The sequence below is a fragment of the Streptomyces sp. NPDC059816 genome, assembly GCF_042732055.1.
Classification (GTDB): Bacteria; Actinomycetota; Actinomycetes; order Streptomycetales; family Streptomycetaceae; genus Streptomyces.
The window spans coordinates 215,410-235,702 of record NZ_JBHWIQ010000001.1; the positions used below are offsets into that span (position 1 = coordinate 215,410).

27 protein-coding genes and 1 pseudogene are annotated in these 20,293 nt (G+C 72.2%); 15 read left to right on the forward strand and 13 right to left on the reverse strand.

The window, feature by feature from the left end; translation table 11 throughout:
- The first annotated feature begins 255 nt into the window (after nt 1–255).
- On the forward strand, nt 256–477 hold the full coding sequence (locus tag ACFV88_RS00990) for a DUF397 domain-containing protein (RefSeq protein WP_385484509.1): 222 nt from the start codon (nt 256–258) through the stop codon (nt 475–477).
- A gap of 19 nt (nt 478–496) precedes the next feature.
- Here ACFV88_RS00990 and tgmC read toward each other — a convergent pair whose 3' ends face one another.
- From tgmC to tgmA, 3 genes are read right to left on the reverse strand one after another with little or no spacing between them, the layout of a single operon-like run.
- Nucleotides 497–1,651, reverse strand: a complete 1,155-nt coding sequence (tgmC, locus tag ACFV88_RS00995) for an ATP-grasp peptide maturase system methyltransferase (RefSeq protein WP_385484512.1) — start codon at nt 1,649–1,651, stop codon at nt 497–499.
- Entirely contained in the window at nt 1,648–2,616 is a 969-nt protein-coding gene (gene tgmB / locus ACFV88_RS01000; RefSeq protein ID WP_385484514.1) for an ATP-grasp ribosomal peptide maturase, read from the reverse strand. Before tgmB ends, tgmC begins: the two co-directional genes overlap by 4 nt.
- Complete coding sequence (gene tgmA / locus ACFV88_RS01005; protein ID WP_385484517.1) at nt 2,613–2,861, reverse strand: putative ATP-grasp-modified RiPP; 249 nt, start codon at nt 2,859–2,861, stop codon at nt 2,613–2,615. The genes tgmB and tgmA overlap by 4 nt, the downstream gene beginning before the upstream one ends.
- A 347-nt stretch (nt 2,862–3,208) precedes the next feature.
- Between tgmA and ACFV88_RS01010 the strand changes: the two genes are divergently transcribed.
- Nucleotides 3,209–3,934 carry a dienelactone hydrolase family protein gene (locus ACFV88_RS01010; protein WP_385484520.1) on the forward strand — a complete coding sequence of 242 codons (726 nt, stop codon included), beginning with the start codon at nt 3,209–3,211 and terminating at the stop codon, nt 3,932–3,934.
- A gap of 74 nt (nt 3,935–4,008) precedes the next feature.
- Here ACFV88_RS01010 and ACFV88_RS01015 read toward each other — a convergent pair whose 3' ends face one another.
- The gene (locus tag ACFV88_RS01015) at nt 4,009–4,860 is read right to left on the reverse strand and encodes an arylamine N-acetyltransferase (RefSeq protein ID WP_385484523.1); all 852 of its coding nucleotides are present in this window, start codon (nt 4,858–4,860) and stop codon (nt 4,009–4,011) included.
- 19 nt (nt 4,861–4,879) lie between these two features.
- Here ACFV88_RS01015 and ACFV88_RS01020 point away from each other — a divergent pair, with 19 nt between their 5' ends.
- Entirely contained in the window at nt 4,880–5,155 is a 276-nt protein-coding gene (locus tag ACFV88_RS01020; RefSeq protein WP_385484526.1) for a hypothetical protein, read from the forward strand.
- Here ACFV88_RS01020 and ACFV88_RS01025 read toward each other — a convergent pair.
- On the reverse strand, nt 5,152–5,469 hold the full coding sequence (locus ACFV88_RS01025) for a hypothetical protein (RefSeq protein ID WP_385485166.1): 318 nt from the start codon (nt 5,467–5,469) through the stop codon (nt 5,152–5,154). The genes ACFV88_RS01020 and ACFV88_RS01025 overlap by 4 nt on opposite strands.
- Nucleotides 5,470–5,811: 342 nt before the next feature.
- On the opposite strand from ACFV88_RS01025, the pseudogene ACFV88_RS01030 reads away from it, so the two are divergent.
- From ACFV88_RS01030 to ACFV88_RS01055, 6 genes and pseudogenes are all read left to right on the forward strand, one after another.
- Nucleotides 5,812–6,318: pseudogene (locus tag ACFV88_RS01030) on the forward strand (DUF6879 family protein); the annotation flags it as partial.
- A gap of 108 nt (nt 6,319–6,426) precedes the next feature.
- Complete coding sequence (locus ACFV88_RS01035; RefSeq protein ID WP_385484529.1) at nt 6,427–6,660, forward strand: hypothetical protein; 234 nt, start codon at nt 6,427–6,429, stop codon at nt 6,658–6,660.
- Nucleotides 6,641–7,165 (forward strand): DUF6879 family protein, encoded by a 525-nt coding sequence (locus tag ACFV88_RS01040; protein WP_385484532.1) that lies wholly within the window; start codon nt 6,641–6,643, stop codon nt 7,163–7,165. Before ACFV88_RS01035 ends, ACFV88_RS01040 begins: the two co-directional genes overlap by 20 nt.
- Nucleotides 7,166–7,183: 18 nt before the next feature.
- Entirely contained in the window at nt 7,184–8,032 is an 849-nt protein-coding gene (locus ACFV88_RS01045) for a helix-turn-helix domain-containing protein (protein WP_385484535.1), read from the forward strand.
- An 88-nt stretch (nt 8,033–8,120) separates the two neighbouring features.
- Nucleotides 8,121–8,369, forward strand: coding sequence for a DUF397 domain-containing protein (locus tag ACFV88_RS01050; RefSeq protein WP_385484538.1), 249 nt, complete (start codon nt 8,121–8,123; stop codon nt 8,367–8,369).
- A gap of 84 nt (nt 8,370–8,453) precedes the next feature.
- Complete coding sequence (locus tag ACFV88_RS01055) at nt 8,454–8,918, forward strand: hypothetical protein (protein WP_385484541.1); 465 nt, start codon at nt 8,454–8,456, stop codon at nt 8,916–8,918.
- A gap of 13 nt (nt 8,919–8,931) precedes the next feature.
- Here ACFV88_RS01055 and ACFV88_RS01060 read toward each other — a convergent pair whose 3' ends face one another.
- From ACFV88_RS01060 to ACFV88_RS01070, 3 genes are all read right to left on the reverse strand, one after another.
- Complete coding sequence (locus ACFV88_RS01060) at nt 8,932–9,540, reverse strand: HAAS signaling domain-containing protein (protein WP_385484544.1); 609 nt, start codon at nt 9,538–9,540, stop codon at nt 8,932–8,934.
- A complete protein-coding gene (locus ACFV88_RS01065; protein ID WP_385484547.1) occupies nt 9,537–9,929 on the reverse strand; it encodes a PadR family transcriptional regulator in 393 nt (130 codons plus the stop codon). Before ACFV88_RS01065 ends, ACFV88_RS01060 begins: the two co-directional genes overlap by 4 nt.
- 81 nt (nt 9,930–10,010) lie before the next feature.
- Nucleotides 10,011–11,132: a MerR family DNA-binding transcriptional regulator gene (locus ACFV88_RS01070; protein ID WP_385484549.1), complete on the reverse strand. Its 1,122-nt coding sequence runs from the start codon at nt 11,130–11,132 to the stop codon at nt 10,011–10,013.
- 110 nt (nt 11,133–11,242) lie between these two features.
- Between ACFV88_RS01070 and ACFV88_RS01075 the strand changes: the two genes are divergently transcribed.
- Nucleotides 11,243–11,815 carry an isochorismatase family protein gene (locus tag ACFV88_RS01075; protein WP_385484552.1) on the forward strand — a complete coding sequence of 191 codons (573 nt, stop codon included), beginning with the start codon at nt 11,243–11,245 and terminating at the stop codon, nt 11,813–11,815.
- Between the two features lie 78 nt (nt 11,816–11,893).
- On the forward strand, nt 11,894–12,583 hold the full coding sequence (locus tag ACFV88_RS01080) for a hypothetical protein (protein WP_385484554.1): 690 nt from the start codon (nt 11,894–11,896) through the stop codon (nt 12,581–12,583).
- Between the two features lie 42 nt (nt 12,584–12,625).
- Here the strand turns inward: ACFV88_RS01080 and ACFV88_RS01085 are convergent, their stop codons facing one another.
- Nucleotides 12,626–13,351, reverse strand: a complete 726-nt coding sequence (locus ACFV88_RS01085) for a hypothetical protein (RefSeq protein ID WP_385484557.1) — start codon at nt 13,349–13,351, stop codon at nt 12,626–12,628.
- Between the two features lie 184 nt (nt 13,352–13,535).
- The gene (locus ACFV88_RS01090) at nt 13,536–13,928 is read right to left on the reverse strand and encodes an SgcJ/EcaC family oxidoreductase (RefSeq protein ID WP_385484560.1); all 393 of its coding nucleotides are present in this window, start codon (nt 13,926–13,928) and stop codon (nt 13,536–13,538) included.
- 133 nt (nt 13,929–14,061) lie between these two features.
- Between ACFV88_RS01090 and ACFV88_RS01095 the strand changes: the two genes are divergently transcribed.
- The 4 genes from ACFV88_RS01095 to ACFV88_RS01110 all read left to right on the forward strand — a co-directional run bounded on the left by ACFV88_RS01095 (nt 14,062) and on the right by ACFV88_RS01110 (nt 17,709).
- Entirely contained in the window at nt 14,062–14,457 is a 396-nt protein-coding gene (locus tag ACFV88_RS01095) for a molybdopterin-binding protein (protein WP_385484563.1), read from the forward strand.
- Between the two features lie 54 nt (nt 14,458–14,511).
- Nucleotides 14,512–15,360 carry a molybdate ABC transporter substrate-binding protein gene (modA, locus tag ACFV88_RS01100; RefSeq protein WP_385484566.1) on the forward strand — a complete coding sequence of 283 codons (849 nt, stop codon included), beginning with the start codon at nt 14,512–14,514 and terminating at the stop codon, nt 15,358–15,360.
- Nucleotides 15,357–17,291, forward strand: a complete 1,935-nt coding sequence (locus ACFV88_RS01105; protein ID WP_385484569.1) for an ABC transporter permease — start codon at nt 15,357–15,359, stop codon at nt 17,289–17,291. The genes modA and ACFV88_RS01105 overlap by 4 nt, the downstream gene beginning before the upstream one ends.
- A 154-nt stretch (nt 17,292–17,445) precedes the next feature.
- Nucleotides 17,446–17,709 carry a chaplin gene (locus ACFV88_RS01110; RefSeq protein WP_385484572.1) on the forward strand — a complete coding sequence of 88 codons (264 nt, stop codon included), beginning with the start codon at nt 17,446–17,448 and terminating at the stop codon, nt 17,707–17,709.
- An 88-nt stretch (nt 17,710–17,797) separates the two neighbouring features.
- Here the strand turns inward: ACFV88_RS01110 and ACFV88_RS01115 are convergent, their stop codons facing one another.
- The 3 genes from ACFV88_RS01115 to ACFV88_RS01125 form a co-directional block, all read right to left on the reverse strand.
- Nucleotides 17,798–18,664, reverse strand: a complete 867-nt coding sequence (locus ACFV88_RS01115) for a tyrosinase family protein (protein WP_385484575.1) — start codon at nt 18,662–18,664, stop codon at nt 17,798–17,800.
- A gap of 35 nt (nt 18,665–18,699) precedes the next feature.
- Nucleotides 18,700–19,131: a tyrosinase family oxidase copper chaperone gene (locus tag ACFV88_RS01120; RefSeq protein ID WP_385484578.1), complete on the reverse strand. Its 432-nt coding sequence runs from the start codon at nt 19,129–19,131 to the stop codon at nt 18,700–18,702.
- A 652-nt stretch (nt 19,132–19,783) separates the two neighbouring features.
- Nucleotides 19,784–20,284, reverse strand: a complete 501-nt coding sequence (locus ACFV88_RS01125) for a hypothetical protein (protein ID WP_385484581.1) — start codon at nt 20,282–20,284, stop codon at nt 19,784–19,786.
- Nucleotides 20,285–20,293 lie beyond the last annotated feature (9 nt).

Consider the following 20,293-nt stretch of genomic DNA (forward strand, 5'->3'; position numbering starts at 1 on the left):
CACCGCACCCCCGCGAACCGGGCACAACGCCCTCCCCGGCCGGGCTCCGCAGCCGTCCCACACCCTCCCCGAGCTGCGACGATCGACCGCCGAGCCGTTCGATGATCCGACCGGGTCACGGACAACTACGTCCGCTTCGGCGGATGTTCCAGCCGCACACTGTCACATCGGCTGGCGGCGCCGCGCGGGGTAGCAACCCGGTACGAGCCGGATGCTGCCGCTCTGATCGGCGGACCAACGGAAGGAACGACGACCATGGACGAGCACGGTCTGAACCCGACCACCTGGATCAAGAGCAGCCACAGCCAGTTCCAAGAAGCCAACTGCCTGGAGTGGTCGCCAGCCCCCGCCCACGCTCCCGGCAAGGTGGCCGTACGGGACAGCAAGCGGGCGCGGGAGGACGGACCCGTCATCGTCACGTCCCCCGACGCCTGGACCCACCTCCTCAGGTGGACGACGACCCACCACACCCACTGAACACGCACCGGGCGGAGCGTCAGGCAGGCAGCCGCCAGGACGGTCCGTCCGGAGCGCCGAGCCACACGGTCTGGACGGAGTCGGTGACGGTCATGCCGAAGTCCCGTTGACCGGGCGAGCCCGCGGCGATCCACGCGGCGATGCCGTGCTCGACCTGGTCCCACAGCCGCAGCGGGCCGTCCTGGTGGACGACGCGGACGCCGTCGCGGAGTTCGATCCACGCCTGGGAGCCCGTCGCCACGTCCACCAGGACCGGTTCCGCGCCCAGGTGCAGCAACTCTGCGGAGGATACGGCGAGTTGGGCGACGAACAGGGCCGTCCAGTCGTCCAGCAGCACCGGGTCGATGCGAGTGGGGCGCACCTCGCCTTCGTGCCGGTGCAGGGACGGACGGGGCGGACGGTCATGGGGGCGGGCGAGCATGTAGGTGATCTCGTCGCCGGTGAAACGCCCGTGCGCGGTGCCGTCCTCGTCCAGAACGAGCCGGATCAGCCCGGCGCCGAACATCCACCCGCTGAGCGTGAACGTGAGGCTGCCGCCGTCCGCGAGCTGCCACAGCCACGCGGGCGGCACGGACCGCACCGCGCAGGTGGCGACGATCGCGTCGTAACCGTCGGCACCCGCGCCGTCCTCGTACCCGTCGAGCCCGTCCCCGACCACCAGGGTCGGGCCGGCGCCGGCCGCGGCGAGGTGGCGGGCGGCGGACGCGGCCACCAGCGGGTCGTACTCGATGCTGGTCACCCGCTCGTCACCGAGCCGGTGGCACAGGACGGCCGTCGAGTACCCCGTACCCGTGCCGACTTCGAGGACCCGTTCCCGTCCGCGCAGGCCGGCCGCGGCGAGGGTGCGCACGACGACCGACGGCAACGTGGACGAGGAGGTCGGCGCCCCGGACACCGGCCCCTCGGCCGCCTCGGCACCGATCCCGTCGACCTGCGTGACCCAGGTCGTGTCCGAACGGGCCATGCGCAGCCAGGCGTCCTCCCCCACGTCAGCGCGCCGGACCGGCGCCCACCGGTGTGCGTCCTGCTGGAAGACGGCGTCCCCGAGGAACAGTTCCCGGGGCACGGCGTCAACAGCGGGCAACCACTCCTCCCCCACACCCGCGAGTCGTTCACCGACCACCTCGACGAGCGAACGAGGGGAGCTGACGGCGTCTGCGTGTTCACGGGTCATGCATACGCTCCGGGGCGCTGGAGTCGGTCGGCCAGGGCTGCGGCGATCCGACCGGTGATCGGCTCGGGGAACCAGGCCCACTGACCGTTGGGATTGCACTCGTACATCCAGGGCCGGCCGTCGCCGTCCACGCCGAAGTCGAAGGCGCCGAAGACCAACCCGAACGCCCTCAGATACTCCCGTACGCCCCGGACCAGTTCCCGGGGCGTCTCGACCCGCTCGTACGAGAGGTCTTCGTAGTGCCGGCGCCAGTCCAACCCCGGGGACCCGGTGATCCGCACCGTGAACAGTTCGTCGCCCACCGCCGTGAGGCGCAAGTCCGCCACGGCGGGCACCCGGCGCTGGAACAGGTGCGCCGTGAGGGCGACCCCGTCACCGATCCCGTCGGGTTCGACCTCGTCCACCCATACCGTCAGGGCCGTTCCGTTGGCATCGGCGTACTCGGTAGCGCGTAGCGGCTTGTAGACCACTCGCCCCTGGGCTCGGGCGAACTCCCGCGCTTGGGCGGGGTCGTTGGTGAGCAGGGTGGGCGGAACCGGCAGCCCGCATCGTGCCGCCGTTGCCAACTGCGCGGGCTTGTACTCGGCTGCCCGGTTGCGGAAAGGATGGTTGACGTAGGCCGCGCCGGGCAGGGCGGCCAGCGCACCTCCGAGGCCGTACCGGGCCTCCTCCAGGCACCATGCGATGTCTTGCGAGGGCAGGAAGGGGTCCGTGGTCGCGTAGGGGCTCGGGCGGCGCCAGTAGACGGATCTCACCCGGTCCAACGGGAGGGTGCGGCTGTCGGTCCGCACCGTACCGCTGAGCCCGTCGGGTCCGAAGCGAGCCGACAGGACGACCGAGGACGGAAACCCGCCCGGGTCGAGCCGGACGACCGGAACGTTGCGGCGGTTCAGCTCTCCGATCACCGTGTCCGCCGTCACGTCATCGGGCTGGGTGACCACGAGCACCGGTGAGCTGCCGGTCAATCCGTGTCTCCGTCCTGGTCATGCCCCTCGTCCTTGGTGCCGTCGAGGCTCGTCTTGGGCTTGGTCTCCGCCCAGGTGCGCGAGCGCCGGTGGCGGACGGACGGCACTGTCGGACCGTCCGGGTCCAGCCACACGCCGGTCTGACTCTCCGGATCGACCACCGCCCGGCCCGGTGGAACGGACACCACGTCCGGGTAGGGCCTCATCCGGGTCAGGCCCCAGGGAACCAAGTGGGAAGAGGGCATCTCACACCTCCGTCACGTCATCGCGGGCCCCAAGCGTGGCAGCCGGGCCCACCCGGGAGAAGACGGCACCGCACCCCCGCGAACCGGGCACAACGCCCTCCCCGGCCGGGCTCCGCAGCCGTCCCACACCCTCCCCGAGCTGCGGCGATCGACCACCGAACCCCGCGCCGGCCCGACCGGACCACGGACGACCACCGCCACCTCGGCCCATGTTCCAGCCGCACACTGTCACCGCGGATCGCTGCTCCACGTGGGGTGGGAACCCTGCACGGGGCGGGCACCCACGCTGTTCAGCCCGCGGTGAACCCCGACCCGACCGGGCCCGACGATCGGTACCGTCCAGTCCCATGACGACGATCACCACGCGCACGGTCGAGTACCCGGCCGACGGTCTGACGATGATCGGACACCTCGCGCTCCCGGCCGGTACCGACCGCCGGCCCGCCGTGCTGCTCGGACCGGAGGGCACGGGGCTCAGCGACGTCGAGCGCCGCCGGGCCGACGCCCTCGCCGAACTGGGATACGTGGCGCTCGCCTTCGACCTCCACGGCGGACGCTACTTGGGCGACCCCGAGGAGATGCTGGCCCGTTGTCTGCCGCTGCTCGCCGACCCCGACCGGATGCGGGGCATCGGCCACGCGGCGCTCGACGTGCTGCGCGCCGAACCGCGGATCGACCCCGACCGGATCGCCGCCGTCGGCTACGGCACCGGCGGCGCGATCGGGCTGGAACTCGGGCGCGACGGCGTCGACCTGCGCGCGATCGCGACCGTCAACGGACTGATCACCGGCCGACCGGGCGAGGCGGCGCGCATCCGCTGCCCGGTGTGGGCCGGGGTCGGGTCGGAGGACCCGATCATGCCGCCCGCACAGCGGGAGGCGTTCACCGCCGAGATGCAGGCCGCGGGCGTCGACTGGCGCCTGGTGGTCTACGGCGGCGCCCTGCACGCCTTCCACCACCCGCCGGTCGACCACACCGTGCTCCCCGGCGTCGGGTACCACCCACGGCATGCGCAGCGCGCCTGGCGTGACGCCGTCGACCTGCTCGCCGAGTGCCTGCCCGTGCCGGAGTGACCTGGCCAGTCAGCAGAAAGGGCCGTGCTGCGCTGCTCCGCGCGGGGCGGAAACCCCCGGAGCCGACCGTACGGTCAGCTCGTCGGCGTCTGCTGCCCCGTGATCTCCCACTCCTGGTGCGCGGTGCGGACCCGGTGCCACAGCGCCGACCGCTCGGGGGCGGCGACGTCGCTCAGGTTCAGATGGAACACGTCGGCCAGGACGCCGTACCAGTCGTCGGCCGACTCGATGGTCCGCTCGTACGTGCCTTCGGCGTCGATCCGGCGCAGCACGCAGCCGCGCAGCATGTCCACGCCCTTGGCGTCCCGGAGTTGGGCCTGAAGGACCCGGACGAACCCGGACTCGGGGGAGGTGGACAGCCGTTCGTGCTCCGCGGCGAAGGAGGACAGTTCCACGGGCTCCGGCGCGAAGACCATCGCCGTGAACGCGCCGCGGGGGTCATGGGCGAACCGCCAGCCGCCGGGCACCACCGTCGACGGCGCCATCCCGTAGGTGAACGGCCCCTGGGTGTAGGTGCCTTCGCGCAGCGGCAGGGGTTCGTACATTCCGCCGGCGAGACCGGTGTCGACGAACCACCGTTCACCGTCGAGCCCCACGGTGAGCGCGAGATGGTCGCCGCCCGGGCCCTCGGGGTCCTCCACCTCGTCCTGCACCCCGCCCCGGTGCAGGGTCACGTCGTAGCCGAGGGCCGTCAGCAACGCGGCGAAGGCTCCGTTGAGGTGGAAGCAGTAGCCGCCGCGCCCGCGCAGGACCCGGGCCACGGATTCGGCGGCGCCGATGCCCGACGGCCGTCCCAGCTGGTTGTCGAGGGTCTCGTAGGCGACCCGCTCCACCTGCGCCCGGTGCAGCGCCCACAGCGCCTCGGTGCTCGGGCCCGCCGGCCGCTCCACCCCCAGCACGGCCAGGTACCCGTCAACGTCCATCATGCGATCAGCCTAATCGCCGGTGCCCCCCGCGCCCATGGGCGAACGCGCGGCGGCGGCAGCCCGGGCGCGCACCACCGGCTCCGTGGCGGCCCTCGCTCCCGACGGCGATCGACTGCGCGTCCGACAGGCCGGACCCCTCCGCCTCTGGGACCGCGCCGAAGAGGTCCTCGCCGCGCACGCCGTGGCGGGCCACCCCGGCCCGGAGGCGTTCCGGCTCACCGTCGACGCGGCCGGGCAACACCACCTCCGGCACCCCGAGATGCCGGTCGTCACGTGGGGTGCACGCCCCTGCTAAGAGGGAGGGGGCTCCTGCCGCTCGTGACCCGTGCGGCGGACGTGCACCGTGCCGGTGTCCAAGTCCACCCGGAAGGGCGGGTCCTGCGCCGGCCTGACGTTCTTGCGCACGCGTTCCTGGTCCATGGCCCGCTTGACGGCCTGCGCCCCTGGGTCGCCCTCCTGGATGAGGTCCACGCCGATGGACGACAGCCCCTTGGTCTTACGCCAGTAGATCCAGCCGCGGGCCTCCATCGCCAGCAGCACCCGGTCCGCCAGGAACCCGGCCAGACCGAGCCCGACGACCACTCCCGCAACCACCCACACCGTGCCCACGGTCAACGCCCGCGGCTCGGATGCGATAAGAACGCGCCCATGGGCGGGAGCCTACCCGCTGGACCTCCGACCCCTCCGGGCGTCAGCCATCGCGACGCCGAGCGCGTACCCGCACGGACACAGCGAACTCAGCGCACGGCCAAGGTCGTTGGGGCTGCGCCCCGCCAAGCACCCCGTCCGTTCGTTGCTCCCCGTCACGGGCGGACGGGGCCACACACGCCCGCTGACTGCCGTGCGGCAAGGCCCTGCAACCTCATGCAACATCGTGGCGACCCGGTGTCGCCACGTCATATCGTCTGTGCACACCGAACCACCCGGCGCCTGCGGCCAAACGGAGGAGTGATGTCACACCCGGTGCTTGATGGGCTGGCCCGGGCCCGGCACTCCGCCGTGCACCTGGAGATGCGGGACGCGTACCAGCCCGACGACCCGGAGTTCCGGGCGTGGCAACACGGCAAGCGCCTCGACCCGGCCGCCGATCGGTCCACGTGGTGGAGGCCGTTCCTGAACGTGGTGGTCGACACGACGGCCCGCGGCGTGGCCATGCGGAGGGCCAGGATCGTGTCCGAGCCGGTGACGGACTACATCCGCTACGAGTACGACGTGACGTTCCCGAACGTCGAGGCGGGCGAGTCGGTCCGCTGGCTGCCCCGGCGCGACGCATCGAACATCGCCCTCCCGGCAACGGACCTGTGGATGTTCGACGACGAGACGGTGTTGTTCACCCACTTCTCCGGAGTCGGGGAGGTGGTCGACCGCGAGCTGCGTACCGATGCGGCTGTGGTGGACCTGGTCCGCAGCGCATTCGAGAAGGTCTGGGAACGAGCGATCCCGCACGCCGACTACCAACCCCCTCAGGGACCCGACCGGAATCGAGCAGCTTCCCCCGCTCCCGCCCGTGTTCCCGCCGCCCACGGTCACCCCGCCGGCGACTCTGCCTTATGAAGGAGGCACATCATGTCCTTGCGCTTCATTGGTAAGGACCCCGAATCCGGGGACCACGGATCGCCCGCGGTGTGGGTGGACGAGAGCGTGAAGGACCTCGTCATCCAAGGGCTGACGGCGGACGAGGAGACCTCGACCACGTGTGCAGGGGACGTTCCCCTCCCCAGCCACGAAGCGGTCATCAGGGTTCCGAAGCAGATGATTCCGCTCCTCCGGGAGGCGCTCGGTGTCGCAGAGTCTGACTGACTTCTCCGACCTCATTCGCTCGGCTCGGGAATCCGCCGTCCATCTGGAGCTTCGAGACGAGTACCGGGTGGAGAACGAGGTCGACCGGTTCGCTGCATGGCAGCGGGGGCATCGTCTCGACGTGGACGACCGCGCTTCGTGGTGGCGGCCGTGGCTCGACCTCGTGCAAGAGGTCACGGCGAAGGGAGTGGCCGTCCGGAGGGCCCGGATCGTCTCGGAGCCCGTCAGCGAGTACATCGCCTTCGAGCACTCCGGGACGTTCACCAACGTCGCCGCAGGTGAGGAGGTCCGCTGGCTTCCTCGGAGTCGGGCCTCGGACCTGCTGCTGCCGGGCAACGACTACTGGCAGTTCGACGGGCGACTCGTCCAGTTCAACATCTTCGACGGCTCCGGCAACTGGGTCCGCACGGACCAGACGGACGATCCGGTCATCACGCGACGGTGCGCGAGCGCGTTCGACGTTGTCTGGGAACGTGCCGTCTCCCACGAGCAGTTCACCGTCTGAGTACTGACCAGCCAGCTCATGTCCTCCTCACCACTTTCAAGCGCCCGGGCTGCGAGGCAAGCAGTCGCGGTGCGTCTGCACGAGCTGATGCAGGACGCCGGACTTTCCGGGCACGAGCTGGCTGGTCGGTGCGGCTGGCACCGGTCCAAGTCGTCGCGCATCGCACGAGGCGTCACACCACCCTCGGACGCTGACATCCGTGCCTGGTGTGCGGCCTGTGGGGCCGATGACCAAGCATCCGACATCATCGCGGCCTCGCGTCATGCCGACTCCATGTACGTCGAGTGGAAGCAGATCCACCGGGACGGCATGCGGCGTGTACACGAGAGGACCGTTCCCCTCTACCAGCGAACGCGCACCTTCCGTGTCTACGCATCGAACGTGATGCCCGGCATGATCCAGACCGCCGGATACGCCACCGGACTGCTCCGGTCCATCACCGACTTCCAAGGGACTCCGGACGACGTGTCCGATGCGGTCCGAGCGAGATTGGACAGGTCCCGCGTCATCAGGAATGGCGATCACCGCTTCGCGCTCCTCATCGAGGAGGCCGTGCTCTACTACCCGGTCTGCCCGGATGAGGACATGGCGGAGCAGCTCGACCATCTGCTGACCGTCATGAGGCGGCCGAACGTCTCGCTGGGCGTCATTCCGAAGCGGTCCCCCAGGACAGTGTGGCCACTCGAAGCGTTCTACGCGTTCGATGACCAACGCGTGGCCGTCGAAACGCTCACCGCGGAGATCAACCTGACCGCTCCCGGCGAGATCCACACGTACCTACGGGCCTTCACCGAACTGTCGCGGATCGCCGTGCACGGCTCCTCGGCGCGCGACCTGATCCGAGAGGCGATCGCCGCGCTCGGGTGAATGTCTGCAACTCCGTGCAACACGGTGGAGCACCCGCGAACCCCCTCCGTAGCGTCATCGGCACACCGAGCGACATGGAGGTTGCGACATGGTGCAGACCGGCACGACGACATCCGACGACTTGTACGAACTCTCCATCGAGGGAGCCGAGTTCACTGCGGCGTGCGGCGGCAACACGCATCCGGACGGCGAGTCTTGCGTGACGCTCGCCCGCATCGGCACGGACGCCTGGGCCGTGGGCGACAGCAAGCGGCCGGACGCGCAGCCGCTCCGCTTCACGACGGCGGAACTGGACGCGGCCGGCATCGACCCGGCCAGGTTCGGCCTGTCCGCCTGAGCGGTTCCCCGATCGCCCCGCCCCGATGCAGCGCCGTCCTGCTGCGTCCGGGCGGGGCGACCACTTCCCCGGAAGGGAGCGCCCGTGCACGTCCACGGCTACGCGTGGCTCGGAGAGAAGGCCGTGTTCGACAGGGAGAGCCTGCGACGGCCGCCGGGCGAACCGCCCTCGCCGACCAGCCCCCAAGACCTGCTGGAGCGGCACCGCCGGGCAGCGGTCGAGTTCCCCACGACCGACGTTCCGCCGATCCAGACCGCCCACTGGCTGACGAAACCCCCGTCGATGGTGCGGGGAACCTGGCAGGAGCCCAAGGAAGCCGCCGAGTGGCTCGGACGACAGTTGGCGGAGTTCGCTCCCCGCTTCGCGTCCGAGGCCGAGCGGGAGGAAGCCCGGCTGACCCTCCTGGTGAAGGCAGCCGCCGAGCGCGTCATGTGCGGCGACGACGTGTCCCTGGGGCACTACCTCAAGGGCACGGTGTTCCACTCGGTCGCATTGGTGACGTGCTCCCCGAACCGGGCCGGCCCCGAACTCCCCTGCCCGACCCGGTGACCGGTGCTCCCGCTCAGGCGCGGCGGGCCCGCCAGAGCCAGGCTGCCGCGCCGGCCATCAGGGCGAACATGCCCAGGTTGGCGAGGAGCGCCGGAGTGCCGACCTCCGGGCCGCCGCCGGAGAGGTTCGCCGCGCCGAAGACCACGCTCGGCAGGACGGCGACGAGCAGCACGCCGGTGGTCTTCTGGACGGCGTTCCAGTGCACCGAGGTGCAGAGCAGCACCGCGCCGGTGATGCGGAACAGGACGCCGAGCACCGGCCCGGGCTGGTCGGGGAAGACCAGGATGAAGGGCAGCGACAGGGTGAGCATCAGCAGCGGGACCAGGGGGTGCACCTTGCCGCGCCGGGCGGGTGCGTCGCCGGTGCCCGGCACGCCCGGTGCGGCCGGGGTCCCGGCGGACCCGTGCCCCGCCTCCGCCAGCGCCGTCGCGGCGATCGTGCGGGGGTCCCCCAGTTCCGTCAGGATCTCGCTGATCGACGCGTCGGGGCGTTCCGCGAGCGTCACCTCCACGTGTTCGATGAGGTCGGCGAGGAGTTCCTGGCGGCGGTCGGCGGAGAGGGCGGAAGCCTCGCGTTCGACGACGGACAGGTAGTCACGGACGGGGTCGGCGGTGGTCTTCATGCGAGGTCTCCGGTGGCAGGGTGCGGGGCGGCCGGGGAGGCCGGGGCGGTCAGGAAGGCGTCGACGGCGTTGCGGAAGCCGGGCCAGACGCGGGTGAACTCGTCGAGTGCGGCCCGACCGCTGTCCGTGAGCGCGTAGTAGCGACGGGGCGGACCGGAGAGGGACTCCTGCCAAGTGGTGGTGACCAGGTCGTCGCGGCGCAGCCGGGAGAGCAGCGGGTAGACCGTGCCCTGACTGGTGGCGAGGGCGCCGGACTCCTCCAACGCCTGGAGGAGTTCCACGCCGTAGCGGGGGCGGTCCCGCATCAGGGCGAGTACGCAGTACTCCAGGACCCCCTTGCGCAGCTGGGCGGCTGCCCGGGCCTGCTTGGTCGACTCACCTGGTTCCATGCGATGCAAGATACCTGGTTCGGCAAGTTAACGCGAAACCGTACTCCGGAGCGCACCCGTACGGACCGTCTAGCGCAACGGTCAGGCCACGAGGAGGCGCAGGCCCAGCTCCGCCGCGTCGAGGCCGACGAGCTCGCGATTGCGTTCGGCCCACCGGCCCGAGGCGAGGTCGTCGCGGAGCCGGCCCACCGCCCGGTGCTCGGCCTGCGGCCCGACCCTGGTCCACGCCGACACCGCACGGCGCACGTGTTCCTCCAGATACGCCTCGGGTCGGCGCCAGTAGGCCTCCAGGAAACCGTCGGCGCAGTCCCACGGGACGAGCACCGGCTCCAGGCGGGCCCCGATCGCGCCGGCCAACTCGTCCATCGGGGGCCGGCCGGCGACCAGGCCGGCGATCTCGGGCAGGTAGTCGCGGGTGAGCCAGAACCGGTGGCGCCACCCGGTGTCACTCGCGTCGTGCGTGAACACCACCACCCGGCGGGCCACCCGCCGCATCTCGCGCAGCCCGGCGATCGGATCCTGCCAGTGGTGGACGGTGCTGAAGGCCATCGCGGCGTCGAAGGTCCGGTCGGCGAACGGAAGCCGTTCCGCACGCGCGGCCACGCACGGCGCCGCGTCCGCGGGGCGTTGCGCCCGCATCACCGCCGACGGTTCCACCGCCGTCACCTCCCGGTCGGCGGGCTCGTAGGAACCGGTACCGGCCCCGACGTTCAGCACCGTGCGGGCGTCCCCGAGCGCTGCCCAGACCTGCGCGGCGATCCGCGGCTCGGTGCGCCGCGTCGCCGGGTAGTCGGACCCGATGGCCTCGTACAACTGCGCCCCGAACGGCTTCAGTTGGTCCTCCGGTGTGGTGTTGATCCCCATGGCCCGTGCCTCCAGTTCTCGATCCAGAGCGGTCACCATGGCGGCGGCCCGGTCGCGCTGGTCCAGCAGCAGGCCGCGGAGCCGGTGCAGGTGGGCGACCGCGTCGGTGGTCGGGTCGTCCACCAGGTCCGCGATCTCGCGCAGGCCGAAGCCCAGCCGCCGGTACGCGAGCACCTCCCGCAGCCGCTCCACGTCGCCCGCCGCGTAGGCCCGGTACCCGGCCGCGGTCCGCGCGGACGGCCGTACGAGGCCGATCTGGTCGTAGTGGTGCAGCGTGCGGACGCTCACCCCGGCCAGCTCGGCCACGCGTCCCACGGTCAGGTGCCCTCGCCCTCGCATGGCACCGACGATGCGGCATGACGTCACGTGAGGGTCAACCGCTCCGCCCCCGACGACGAAACGAACAAACGGGGCGACCGCGCACCGCACCCCCCACTACCGTGCCCCGCATGACTCCCGCATCCCGCCCGCAGGCACGCCCCGCGCGCCCCGCGCTGCTCGTCATCGACATGCAGAACACCCTGGTGGGCATCGCGCACCGCCCCGTGGAGACGGTGACCGCCATCGCGGGGCTCCGTGCGCGGGCCAGGGCGGCGGGCGTGCCGATCGTGACCGTGCAGCACCAGGACGGCGAGCTGGTGCCGGGCACGGACGGCTGGCGGATCGCACCGGAGCTGACGCCCGGGGACGACGAGGTGGTCGTCCCCAAGTCCACCCCGGACAGCTTCCTCGGTACGGAACTCGACCGGACGCTGCGGCAGCTGGACGTCACCGAGGTCGTCGTCACCGGGTTCGCCACCGAGATCTGCGTGGACACGACCGCCCGCGCGGCCCTCGGACTCGGCTACGACCTGTTGTTGGTCGAGGACGGGCACACCACCTCCGTCCGACCGGACACCGGCCCCTACGCCGCGCCGGACCCGTCGATCGCGCACCACAACGAGATCTTCCGGAACCTCCACTACCCGGGCCGCCGCAGCCGGGTGCTGCCCGCCGCACGGGTCGACTTCGACGCCCGTTAGTCTGATCCGCCCAGGTCAGTGACCGCCCCCACGCGCTCGGCCGCCCTGGAAGCGTTCCGAACCGAGGGGGCCGTCCGTATGCGACGCACCGTTTTGACCACGCTGAGCTGTCTGCTGCTGGGCACCGCCCTGGCCGGCTGCACCGACACCGTGCCGGAGAAGATGGAGAAGGAGCGCTCGGCGCGGCAGCTGCTGGACGAGGCGAACGAGACGATGACCGCGCTGGACTCGGTGACCGTCACCATGGACACCTCGATGACGAGCGGCATAAGCGTCACCGGTCATGTCACGACCGACCTCAAGCGGCGGTGCACGGGCGGGACCGACTTCGGAGCGGGCAAGCACCTCGAAGAGATCCGGATCGACAACACCGGCTACTTCCGGCCGAACCGCGCGTACCTCAGGGAATGGGCCGAGGAGCGGGGCATGGCCGACGTCGCGGGGAAGAAGCCCTGGGTCAAGGCCGCGGCCGACGGCACGGGGGGCATCACCTGCACCCGGGAGTTCGCCTTCTTCGGAAAGGCGAAGAAGGGCGAGCCCGGCGAGGTGAACGGGGTCCCGACGATCACCCTGGTGGTCACCGACAAGGCCGACAAGGGCGGGGCCTACACCTTCCACGTCGCCACGGAGGGCAAGCCGTACCTGCTCAAGGTGGCGTACGAGGGCGACGACTACCGCAGCACCACCACGTTCAGCGACTTCGACGAGCCGTTGGACGTACGGCCCCCGAACCCGTCCGAGGTCATCGACCCGACGTCCCGCCGTTAGCCATCCCTTCGGACCCGCGGCGCCGAACCTCCGGCCGCCCGCTCAGATGAAGTTGTTCGGCCAGATCATGGTGCGCCACATGTGGGCCACCGGGGAGTCGTCGAAGCCCAATCCCTGCGCGGGCTGGGCGAAGTGGCGGCCCACCACGTCCTCGAACTCTTCGAACTCGATGTCGACCTCGGAGTCGAAGGTGTACACGTCGTTGATGGTGACCATGCGGGCCGACATGTACCAGCGGTGGCGGCGGGCCTTCGCGTAGGCGGCCCGGGTGTGGGCCGGCGGCTGATAATCGGCCCCGAAGAAGTCCCGGTACGCCTCCGGGTAGCCGTATCCCACGCTCTCGTCGGGGAAGTAGCGCAGGACCTCGTGCTGACGGATGGCCCAGGCCACTTCCTCGTCGACGTACGGCCCCACCAGTTGGGCCCCCCAGTGACCGTGCTGGCTGCGCAGCAGACCGGCGAGCGCGATGTCGTGCAGGAGGCAGGCCAGCACCACCTTGTCGCCCATGCCCTGCTCCCGGGCCCGGCGCGCACTGTGCAGCATGTGCCGCACGGCGAACGGGTCGAGCGCGAACCGCAGCCGGAAGAAGTCGGCGAGCGTCGGCCGTTCGGGCATCACGGGGAGGGCGGGGTTGTCTCCCATCATGAACACCTGTCCCGGCCGGCGCGAGGACAGCCACTCGCTGCCGGAACGGTGATCGTCGGTGCCGAGGGTCGCGACGGCCGGCGGACAGATGACGCGGAGGTGCTCGGGCTGACCCTGGGACATCTACGACCTTCCTGAGGGGGGCACCGGGCCCGGGCACCGGGCACCGGAGCTCCGATCCCATCAGGCGGAACCGCGCGCAGCGCTCCGCGTTCACCCGTGCGGCGGAGCGTGCGACGGGAAAGCCCCCGGCGCGGTGGAGCCCGGGACGCGCGGGTGCGCCACGCCGCGCCCTACTCCCTACTCCCTACTCCGCGTACACCGAAGTGTTCTGATTGGCCGTCAGCAGCCACCTCCCGTCCTCCTGCTTGGTCATCACGTAGAGCGGGCTGCCCTCCTGCGGGCCCTCCGCGTGGTGGTAGACCTGCTTGACCTTGACGGCCGCCACGTCGGGCCGCAGGAACTGGAGGTGCACCACCTCGTAGGTGACCTCGCCGTCCTGGGGCGCGCCGGGCAGCACGGAACGGGTGAACTCGGCGATCGTGTCGAACCCGATCAGGACCTTGCCGTGTCCGGTGGTCCACAGGGCGTCGGGGTGGAAGAGCGCGAGGAAGCCCTCGACGTCCCGGGCGCGCTGGGTGCGCTCGACGGTGGCGACGACCTGCTCGATGGCCTTGATGTCTTCGGTTTCCGTGGTCATGGGCATCAGCCTGCTCCCTCAGGTTTGGTTGAGGTCAAGCCCCGGTCCAGAACGAGGTACGGCTCCGCAACCACCAGGAACAATCACCCATAAGGGTTGCATCTGCGGCGTGATTCTCCATAACGTGGCGCACATGCCGTCGTACACCATCGGGCAGGCCGCCCGTCTCCTGGGCGTCAGCCCCGACACCGCCCGCCGCTGGGCCGACGCCGGGCGCGTCGCCACCCACCGCGACGAGAGCGGGCGCCGCCTCGTCGACGGCGTGGACCTGGCCGCCTTCTCCGTCGAGCTGGCCCAGGGCACCGGCACCGACGAGGAGGTCCCGTACACCTCCGTCCGCAATGCGTTCCCCGGGATCGTCACGGCCGTGAAGCTCGGGGACGTCGCCGCACAGGTGGAGATCCAGGCGGGGCCGCACCGGCTGGTCTCCCTCCTCACCCGCGAAGCCGTCGAGGAACTGGCCCTGGAGGTCGGCGCGCAGGCCACCGCCCGGGTCAAGTCCACCAACGTCCACATCGACCGCACCTGACGCCCCCTGCGCCGCCCCTCGCCCACCGCACCCCACCCTCGTCCAAGGAGCCCCATGTCCCGCGCCGCCCGCGCCCCGCACCCCCGGCCGCTGCGCACCCGCGCCCGGATCGCCGGACTCACCGCGACCGCCGCCCTGCTCGTCCCGCTCCTCGCGGCCTGCGGAAGCGACGACAAGAACGACGGCGCCGGCGACAAGAAGGACGGACAGGGCGGCGGCAGCGCGGGCCCGGCCTCCTCCAGCAAGCTGACCGTCCTCGCCGCCGCCTCCCTCACCGACGTGTTCAAGACGGTGAAGACCGCGTACGAGGACACCCACCCCGGGGTGAAGCTCACCTTCTCCTTCGCGGGCTCCCAGGAACTCGCCGCCCAGGTGCGGCAGGGCGCACCCGCCGACGCGATCGTCACCGCCGACACCAAGACCATGGACGGACTGCGCGCCGAAACCGGCACCCCCTCCGTCATCGCGAAGAACCGCCTGGTCATCGCCACCCGCGAGGGCAACCCCGACGACGTCAAGACCCTCAAGGACCTCGCCGACCCGAAGCTGAAGGTCGTCCTCGCCGCCGAAGAGGTCCCCGTCGGCCGCTACAGCCGCCAGGTGCTCGACGCGCAGCAGGTCGACGTCAAGCCGGTCTCCGAGGAGCCGAACGTCCGGGCCGTGCTCAGCAAGGTCGAACTCGGCGAGGCCGATGCGGGCATCGTCTACAAGACCGACGCCGACACCAAGCCCGACAAGGTCGACGCGATCGCCATCCCGGACGGACAGAACGCCGTCGCCCAGTACCCGGCCGCCGTCCTCAAGGAGTCCGGCGACAGCCCCTCCGCCCAGGCGTTCGTGGAGTGGCTGTCCTCGCCGCCCGCGCAGAAGATCCTGCGGGACGCGGGCTTCCAGAAGCCGTGACCGGGGCCGCCACCCGGCCCGCCCGTCCGCCACTGGCCCTGGCCCTCCTCGCCCTGCTCGCGGTCGCGTTCCTGCTCGTCCCCCTGCTGGGCGTGCTGGTGCGCACCCCGTGGGACGACCTGGGCACCCACCTGACCGCACCGGAGTCCGTCACCGCGCTCAAGCTGTCCCTCGTCGTGTCGCTGAGCGCGCTCGGCGTCTCGCTGGTGCTCGGCGTGCCGCTCGCCTGGCTGCTCGCCCGGGTCCCGTTCCGCGGCAAGGCGCTCGTCCGCTCGCTGGTGCTGCTGCCGATGGTGCTGCCGCCCACCGTCGGCGGGGTCGCCCTGCTGCTCGGCTTCGGCCGGCGCGGGCTGCTCGGGCCCTGGCTGGAGGACTGGTTCGGCGTCACCCTGCCCTTCCACACGGCGGGCGCGGTGGTCGCCGCCACGTTCGTCTCGATGCCGTTCCTGGTCATCAGCCTGGAGGGCACGCTCGCCGCGCTCCACACCCGCTACGAGGAGACCGCCGCCTCGCTCGGCGCGAGCCCGCTGCGGGTGTTCCGCACGGTCACCCTGCCGATGGTCGCCCCCGGCCTGGCCGCCGGGGCGGCGCTCACCTGGGCCCGGGCGCTGGGCGAGTTCGGCGCCACGATCACCTTCGCGGGCAACCTCCCGGGCACCACCCAGACCCTCCCGCTCCAGGTGTACCTGCTGCTCCAGGACGACCCCGAGGCGGCGACCTCGGTGTCCCTGCTGCTGCTCGCCGTCGCCATGGCCGTCCTGATCGCCCTGCGCGGACGCTGGACCACCGCCCCCACCAAGACCGCACCGGCCGGGGCCGCCCCCGCCGAGGCCCCCGCCCCGCAGCCCCCCGCTCCCCGGAAGACGGCGGACGACCCGCCGCGCCGCGCCCCCTCGGCCGCGCGCCTCGACGCCCGCCTCACCGGCTACACCGACCTCGCGCTCACCGCGCCCGGCGGCACCACCCTCGCCGTGGTGGGCCCCAACGGCGCCGGGAAGACCACCCTGCTGCGCGCCCTGCTGGGCCTGCCCACCCAGTCCGCCGCCCGGCTCGCCCTCGGCGGCACCGACCTCTCCGCCGCGCCCCCGCACCGCCGCGACACCGCCTGGGTGCCACAGGACCCGGCCCTCTTCCCGCACCTCACCGCCCTCGCCAACACCGCCTACGGCCCCCGCGCCCACGGGGTGCCGCGCGCCGAGGCGCTGCGCACCGCGCGGGAGTGGCTCGACCGGCTGGAGGTCGGCCACCTCGCCCACCGCAGGCCCGGCGAACTCTCGGGCGGACAGGCCGGCCGGGTCGCCCTGGCCCGCGCGCTCGCCTCGCGCCCCCGGCTGCTCCTCCTGGACGAACCGCTGGCCGCCCTCGACCAGACCACCCGCGGCCGGGTCCGCCACACCCTGCGCCGCCATCTGGACGCGTTCGACGGGGTCTGTCTGATCGTCACCCACGACCCGGTGGAGGCGGTGTCCCTCGCCGACCGGGTGCTCGTCCTGGAGGACGGCCGCACCGTGCAGGACGCCCCGCCCGCCGAGGTGGCCCGACACCCCCGCTCCGCCTGGGTGGCCCGGATGCTCGGCGCCAACGCCTGGCCGGGCACCGCCACCGCCGACGGACTGGTCACCGCCGCAGGGACCCGGGTGATCGCCGCCGAACCCCTCGCCCCCGCCGCGGACGCGCTCGCCGTCTTCGCCCCGGAGGCCGTGGCCCTGCACCGCGAGCACCCCTCGGGCAGCCCCCGCAACGTCTGGCCCGGCACCGTGCGGGAACTGACCGCCGTCGGCAGCCGGCTCCGGGTCCTGGTCACCTCCGACGGGGCCCCCGACCTGGTCGCGGAGGTCACCCCGGGCGCCGCCGCCGACCTCGGGCTGCACGACGGCAGCGCCGTGTTCACCAGCGTCAAGGCCACCGAGATCACCCTCGTCGCCCGCTGAAGCACCCGACCGGCGGGGCACGGCGCCTTTCCCCGGGGCGAGGGATGACAAACCGTGACCCCGGCCGCCTCCTGACGTTGAAGGGGGCGTGCGGACGTCATTCCCCCCGACACCCCGCACGGACCACCGCACAACCCAACTGAAGGAGTACGTGATGTCTCGCATCGCGAAGGCGGCCGTCCTGGCCGTCAGCTCGGGCGCCGTGATGCTCGGTGGCGCGGGCATGGCCACCGCCGACGCGGGTGCCGCCGCCGAGGCCATCGGCTCGCCGGGTGTCCTGTCCGGCAACATCGTGCAGATCCCCCTGCACGTCCCCGTCAACGTCTGCGGCAACACCATCGACGTGATCGGCATCCTGAACCCGGCGTTCGGCAACACCTGTGTCAACGGCAGCGGCCCCGCCGGCTACGGATACTGAGCACCGCGTACGGAGACCTCCGTCCCCGTAACGCACCCGCCCCCGTCAGCAGGCCGGCCGACGGGGGCTCCGCCGTTCCCGCGGCCCGTCACGCGTAGCGGTAGATCCCGCCGTGCTCCTCCAACGAGGCCGGGGTGACGTCCCAGGGCGGCATCCGCTCGTTGCGGGCGACGATCCGACCGCGCTCCAGCGAACCGAACCCGGGCGGCTCGGCCGGCTCGTACGCACCGTCCGGATGCGCCTTGCGCCAACGCGACCACAGCAGGTCGACGAACGAGTGGTGCAGCCAGAACACCGGATCGTTGACGGACGCACCACCGAGCATGGTCCCGCCGACCCAGCGGTGCACCCGGTTGTGGTTGCGCCACCGGCCGTCCCCCGTCCGGGCGCCCGTCCAGCCCTCCAGGCCGTTGCGGAAACCGGACGACACGGTGGAGTTCCAGGGCTCCACGTCGTACACCGACTCCCGCATCGCCAGGGCGAGTTCGTCCTGCGAGGGCAGGGGGAACGGGTTGGACGGACGCCCCAGGTCCCGGACCAGGAAGTCGTCGTCCGTGATGTTCTCGCGGACGATCCAACCGTTGGCCCGCGCGAACGGACCGGTCGCCACCTGGCGTTCGGTGCCCCGCCCGGTGCCGCCGAGGAGGTCGTCCGTCCACGGGGACCCCACCGGGGAGCGCGCCGCCGTCCAGTCCCAGTACGGGACGGTGACCCCGGGGGCCTCCCGCTGGAGTGCGCGTTCGAACTCCAGCAGGAACCTGCGGTGCCACGGCAGGAAGGACGGCGCCATGTGGGCGACCCGGCGGTTGGTGTCCCCGTCGGCGACGTAGTAGTCGATGTGGACGCGGACGAACTCGTCGTAGCGGCCCTTGCGTTTGAGCGCGAGGACCGCGTTCACGAACCGTTTGCGCTCCGCGCTGCTCAACTTGGTCACGTTCTTGCGGGTGTACACCACGTGCGTTCCCTCTCCGAAGGCCGGTGCCGGTGCGTTCAGGCGCGGTGCGTCGGGGAGGCGGAGAGGTGGGCGGCACCCAGTTCGTCCACCGCGGCCCGGGCCGCCGCCAGCGGAGTCGGGTACGAGACGTAGTGGTCGACCACGGTGAGGTAGCCGCCGTCCGCGCGGCGCATCAGGTGCAGCGGGCGTCCGTCCACGGTGACGCGCACGGTGTCCGGCCCGGTGCGGGTGCCGGTGCCGTGCGCGGCCGGGGAGCCCGTGCGGCTGCCCCGTAGGCGCCGTCCGCGGTAGGTCTCGTCGAACAGGACCTCGCCGCGGAGGGCGCCGGGGGCGCCGGGGGCGCGGGGCGCGCGGGGGCGGCGGGCGTTGCGGTCCGCGGTGAGGACGGGAGTGAGGGCGGCGGCTGTTCCTCCCGCCAGGGCGGTGAGGAACAAGGCCCTCAGCAGGGCGCGGCGGGTCGCTCGCAAGGGGGGCCTCCCGGGTCGGTCTGCGCGTTGTCGTGCCCAACGCGTGAGGGGGCGTGAGGGCACGCGTCCCTTTGGCGGGGGCGTTCCGGTTGTCCTCGGGGTGCGATGTCCCGTGCGGGTGCGCCGTGGTTGCTCGCGCAGTTCCCCGCGCCCCTTTCGGTACGTCCACCTGCGGGTGCGCTGTACTGGTGCCGTACGCACGGGGGTTGCGCAGTTCCCCGCGCCCCTTTCGGTACGTCCACCTGCGGGTGCGCTGTGTTGGTGCCGTACGCACGGGCGTTGCGCAGTTCCCCGCGCCCCTGGGGTTCGTCCGGCTGGATGTGCGTTGTCCGGCGGGGGCGGACCGGCATCGGAGTGCCCCGATAGGGGGCGCGGGGAACTGCGCGAAACCGGGACGCACCCCGCAGGACAGCGCACCCACAGGTGGACGCACCGATAGGGGGCGCGGGGAACTGCGCGAAAGCGGGACGCACCCCGCAGGACAGCGCAGGCCCAGCAGGACGCACCTGTTGAGGGGCGCGGGGAACTGCGCAACACCGGGACGCACCCCGCGGGTGGACGCACCGATCAGGGGCGCGGGGAACTGCGCGAAACCGGGACGCACCCCGCGGGACAGCGCGCGTGCAGGTGGACGTACCGCGGGAGGGGACCGTCAGGTGAGGTGGAGCCAGGCGGCGGGGGCGGTCTGGAGGGGAGCCGTACGCAGCCCGGCGACGGGCAGCGCGGCGCGCGGCAGCCCGAACGAATCGGGCCGGGGCCCACTGACCGGCGCGTCGAACGACACCCCGGGCGTACCGACGACCGCATCGGGCCCCCCGACCACCGCAGACGCCCGATCGGCCCCGCCCCCCACCACATGGGGCACCAGCGACTGAGCCGCGACCCCGGGCAACGGCACGCTGAACGGCACGACCGGAACCAGCCCGGCCGGCAGCAACCGCCCCTCCACGTACCGGGGCCCGTCCACCGCCCCGGGCACCGGAACCGGCAGCTGCGCCCCGACCCTGGGCGCCGAGATCCCGAGCGAGTGCTCCACGCCCTCCATGGGCACGGAGACGGGCACCCGCTCCCCCGCCACGGCGGACCCGGCTCCCGCGGCGACGGCCGCACAGGCCAGGAGCGCGGCGAGGCTTCCACGCGTCGGTGACTTCATGTCAACGGT

Excerpts from the sequence above, each read along its gene's own strand:
- ACFV88_RS00990 (WP_385484509.1), top strand. The coding sequence starts at position 256 with ATGGACGAGCACGGTCTGAACCCGACCACCTGGATCAAGAGCAGCCAC.
- tgmC (WP_385484512.1), bottom strand. The coding sequence starts at position 1,651 with ATGACCCGTGAACACGCAGACGCCGTCAGCTCCCCTCGTTCGCTCGTC.
- tgmA (WP_385484517.1), bottom strand. The coding sequence starts at position 2,861 with ATGCCCTCTTCCCACTTGGTTCCCTGGGGCCTGACCCGGATGAGGCCC.
- ACFV88_RS01010 (WP_385484520.1), top strand. The coding sequence starts at position 3,209 with ATGACGACGATCACCACGCGCACGGTCGAGTACCCGGCCGACGGTCTG.
- ACFV88_RS01015 (WP_385484523.1), bottom strand. The coding sequence starts at position 4,860 with ATGATGGACGTTGACGGGTACCTGGCCGTGCTGGGGGTGGAGCGGCCG.
- ACFV88_RS01035 (WP_385484529.1), top strand. The coding sequence starts at position 6,427 with ATGTCCTTGCGCTTCATTGGTAAGGACCCCGAATCCGGGGACCACGGA.
- ACFV88_RS01045 (WP_385484535.1), top strand. The coding sequence starts at position 7,184 with ATGTCCTCCTCACCACTTTCAAGCGCCCGGGCTGCGAGGCAAGCAGTC.
- ACFV88_RS01050 (WP_385484538.1), top strand. The coding sequence starts at position 8,121 with ATGGTGCAGACCGGCACGACGACATCCGACGACTTGTACGAACTCTCC.
- ACFV88_RS01060 (WP_385484544.1), bottom strand. The coding sequence starts at position 9,540 with ATGAAGACCACCGCCGACCCCGTCCGTGACTACCTGTCCGTCGTCGAA.
- ACFV88_RS01065 (WP_385484547.1), bottom strand. The coding sequence starts at position 9,929 with ATGGAACCAGGTGAGTCGACCAAGCAGGCCCGGGCAGCCGCCCAGCTG.
- ACFV88_RS01070 (WP_385484549.1), bottom strand. The coding sequence starts at position 11,132 with ATGCGAGGGCGAGGGCACCTGACCGTGGGACGCGTGGCCGAGCTGGCC.
- ACFV88_RS01075 (WP_385484552.1), top strand. The coding sequence starts at position 11,243 with ATGACTCCCGCATCCCGCCCGCAGGCACGCCCCGCGCGCCCCGCGCTG.
- ACFV88_RS01080 (WP_385484554.1), top strand. The coding sequence starts at position 11,894 with ATGCGACGCACCGTTTTGACCACGCTGAGCTGTCTGCTGCTGGGCACC.
- ACFV88_RS01085 (WP_385484557.1), bottom strand. The coding sequence starts at position 13,351 with ATGTCCCAGGGTCAGCCCGAGCACCTCCGCGTCATCTGTCCGCCGGCC.
- ACFV88_RS01090 (WP_385484560.1), bottom strand. The coding sequence starts at position 13,928 with ATGACCACGGAAACCGAAGACATCAAGGCCATCGAGCAGGTCGTCGCC.
- ACFV88_RS01095 (WP_385484563.1), top strand. The coding sequence starts at position 14,062 with ATGCCGTCGTACACCATCGGGCAGGCCGCCCGTCTCCTGGGCGTCAGC.
- modA (WP_385484566.1), top strand. The coding sequence starts at position 14,512 with ATGTCCCGCGCCGCCCGCGCCCCGCACCCCCGGCCGCTGCGCACCCGC.
- ACFV88_RS01110 (WP_385484572.1), top strand. The coding sequence starts at position 17,446 with ATGTCTCGCATCGCGAAGGCGGCCGTCCTGGCCGTCAGCTCGGGCGCC.
- ACFV88_RS01125 (WP_385484581.1), bottom strand. The coding sequence starts at position 20,284 with ATGAAGTCACCGACGCGTGGAAGCCTCGCCGCGCTCCTGGCCTGTGCG.